The organism is Metabacillus fastidiosus NBRC 101226, from assembly GCF_001591625.1.
GTDB lineage: Bacteria > Bacillota > Bacilli > Bacillales > Bacillaceae > Metabacillus > Metabacillus fastidiosus.
The window spans coordinates 1-3,179 of the sequence record NZ_BCVG01000191.1 but is presented as its reverse complement, the minus strand read 5'-3'; the positions used below and the strand labels follow the sequence as shown (position 1 = coordinate 3,179).

The window sequence follows — 3,179 nt, the reverse complement described above, 5'->3', positions numbered from 1 at the left end:
TTACTGCCCGTTAAGTGCGGGATAAAATTTAAAAAGTTATTTGAAGGAGTGACAATATGCGAGTAGTTAACAACATGGCAGAACTTATTGGAAATACACCACTCGTTAAACTAAATCGGCTTCAGCCTGAAAATGGGGCAAATGTCTATTTAAAGCTTGAATTTTTCAACCCTAGTGGAAGTGTAAAAGACAGGGCAGCTTATAACATGATTATTGAAGCAGAAAAACAAGGTCTATTAAAACCTGGGGCGACAATTGTTGAACCAACAAGCGGCAATACTGGAATTGGTTTAGCAATGAACGCTGCTGCTAGAGGATATAAGACTATTTTTGTTATGCCTGATACGATGACAGTAGAGCGTATTAACATTCTTAAAGCGTATGGTGCAGAGGTTGTATTAACACCTGGCGATGAAAAAATGCCTGGCTCTATTCGAAAAGCAGAAGAAATTGTGGAAAGCTTGCCGAACAGCTTTATGCCGATGCAATTCGATAATAAGGCTAACCCAGACGCACATCGTCATACGACTGCAAAAGAAATTATTGAAGCAATGGACAGTATAAATAGAAAATTAAGTGCATTCGTTGCTACAGCTGGGACTGGCGGAACAATTACCGGAACGGGTGAAGCACTGAAAGAACATTATAAAGATTTAACTGTTCATGTGGTGGAACCTGCAGGCTCACCTGTACTATCAGGCGGAGAAGCTGGAAAACATAAATTAGTTGGGACAAGCCCTGGTTTTATCCCGTCTATTTTAAATGAAAATGTATACGATGAAATTTTTAAAATTAAAGATGAAGAAGCATACGATATTGCAAGAAGATTAGCAACAGAAGAAGGTATATTAGTTGGTCCTTCTTCAGGAGCAGCGTGCTTTGCAGCGATTGAAGTAGCCAAAAGGCTGACGCCTGAAGACTCTGTTGTATGTATTATTTGTGATACAGGGGAAAGATACTTATCAAGTGATCTGTTTGATTATTAAGTAGAAAAGAGAGGCAGCGAAAAGCTGCCTCTTTACTATGATTTTCTTTTCCTTCTGAAAAATAGGAAAAGAAAGAGAACAATTCCCACTCCAATAACAGCATATGTAATATTAGAATATATATCCATATAATGAACAATATCTTCCCATGATTCCCCAACAGCGGCACCAACCATCACGAGAACAATATTCCATATTAATGTCCCGGCTGTTGTAAAAATAAGAAACAGAGAAAACTTCATGTTCGACATACCTGCAGGAATCGAAATTAAACTTCGAATTAGCGGAACCATTCGGCAAAAAAACACTGTCCAATAACCATACTTATCAAACCAGGCGTCCGCTTTGTAGATATCTTCTCTTGTAACCCTTAAAAAACGTCCCCACTTATCAATAATTTTCTCAAGTCTCTCCACGTCGAGTAAAAGACCGATCCCATAAAGGATAACTGCACCACAAACAGAACCTGCCGTTGCGGCAATGACTACCCCGACAACTGAAAGGCCTGATATAGTCGTCATATATCCCCCAAAAGTAAGGATAACTTCTGAAGGAATTGGCGGGAATACATTTTCTAAAGCTATCATTAGGAAAATACCGAAGTAACCAAATTGCTCCATAAATTCTGTGATCCAATTTTGCATTTTATTCCTCCGAGTTACCTTTAGCTTTTTATTTCATTATAATTTATTTACCCACAAGATTTTATTAAGGTTTTATTAATTTTCACTGACTAATCAGATATTACTTGGCAAGCTCATAAATTGCTTCTGCATAAATAGACGCGGCTTTCAATAAATCCTCCATTTCAATATACTCATCCTTTTGATGTGCAATATCAGGACGTCCTGGAAATAATGGTCCAAAGGCAACACCTGCTTGTAATGAACGTGCATATGTTCCTCCACCTATTGAAATTAATTCTGCTTTCTCACCTGTCTGATTTTCATACACCTTTTGCAATGTTTTTATTAATGGATGGCCGGCATCAACATGGTGCGGCTTAGAATCATTAAATTCTGTCAACTCAAAATATGGTAAGTTTCCAAGCTTTTCTTTAATAGCTTTAGAATCGCCTGTAACTGGATAGCGAATATTTACTCCGATATAACCTTCTTCTCCAGCTTCATATGATATAATTCCAAGATTCACTGTTAATTCTCCGCTTATTTCATCAGAGGAAACAATATGTAATTTCACACCTCTTGTATCATTTGCAAATTTCTCTACGATTTCGTTAATAAATATATGTCCCTCTCCATTTGAAAATACCCTTTTTAAGAACATAGCTAGTAAAATACCGGCATTAACACCGTTATCCGGCTCCATCGCATGGGCAGAAACGCCTTTTATTTGTACAATAATCTCTTTATCTTCTGTATTTATTTCACCATTTATATTGAATTCTCCTAGAAAATTAGCAAAAAGATCAGATACATTAATATTCGTATCATTAACTAATAGTTTTGCTTCCGCGTAATCTGGTACCATATTAAAACGCCTGCCTGAATGAAATGATTTTAATACAATATCAGTGTTTGTTTCCTTTACTTTTTTTGCAATTAATTTTGCATCAATAATTCCTTTCTCTGCAAAAATAATTGGAAAATCTGCATCTGGAGCGAATCCTAAAGCTGGCATTTCTTCATGCTTAAAATAATGATCAACACATCTCCAATCACTTTCCTCATCTGTGCCAATAATCATTCTTACTCGTTTATTTAGAGAAAGACCAAGGTCCTTTACAATTTTCATCGCATAAAATGCAGCCATTGTCGGTCCTTTATCATCTAAAGCTCCCCTTGCATAAATTTTTCCATCTCTAATTTCTGCACCAAAAGGATCACTCATCCATCCGTCTCCTTCCGGTACTACATCAATATGACAAAGAATACCTACTATCTCCTCGCCTTTCCCAAATTCAATATGTGCTGCATAACCATCTAAGTTCTTTACAGTAAAACCCTCTCTTTGACCTTGTTCTAAAAGGAAATTCAATGCTTTATTAATCCCTTCACCGAACGGAGCATGATCACTTTTCAAATCTTCATCTAATACACTCTTTATTTGCAGAAATTCCTGTGTATCACTTATTAAACTTTCTTTTCTTTTTTGAACTTCCTTTTTCCAATCCATCAAAAATCCTCCTCATCAATGCTTTCACATATTTATCCCAACCTTAACGAGCAGTAA

Annotated in this window: 3 protein-coding genes; 1 reads left to right on the top strand and 2 read right to left on the bottom strand. The window is 36.5% G+C overall.

What is annotated here, in order from left to right; translation table 11 throughout:
* The first annotated feature begins 56 nt into the window (after positions 1 to 56).
* Positions 57 to 986 (top strand): cysteine synthase A, encoded by a 930-nt coding sequence (gene cysK / locus BFA01S_RS21155; protein ID WP_066235562.1) that lies wholly within the window; start codon positions 57 to 59, stop codon positions 984 to 986.
* Positions 987 to 1,021: 35 nt separating this feature from the next.
* Here the strand turns inward: cysK and BFA01S_RS21150 are convergent, their stop codons facing one another.
* Both BFA01S_RS21150 and pepV read right to left on the bottom strand, forming a co-directional pair.
* Complete coding sequence (locus BFA01S_RS21150) at positions 1,022 to 1,630, bottom strand: DedA family protein (RefSeq protein ID WP_066235560.1); 609 nt, start codon at positions 1,628 to 1,630, stop codon at positions 1,022 to 1,024.
* Between the two features lie 100 nt (positions 1,631 to 1,730).
* On the bottom strand, positions 1,731 to 3,122 hold the full coding sequence (pepV, locus tag BFA01S_RS21145) for a dipeptidase PepV (protein ID WP_066235558.1): 1,392 nt from the start codon (positions 3,120 to 3,122) through the stop codon (positions 1,731 to 1,733).
* Positions 3,123 to 3,179: the final 57 nt, after the last annotated feature.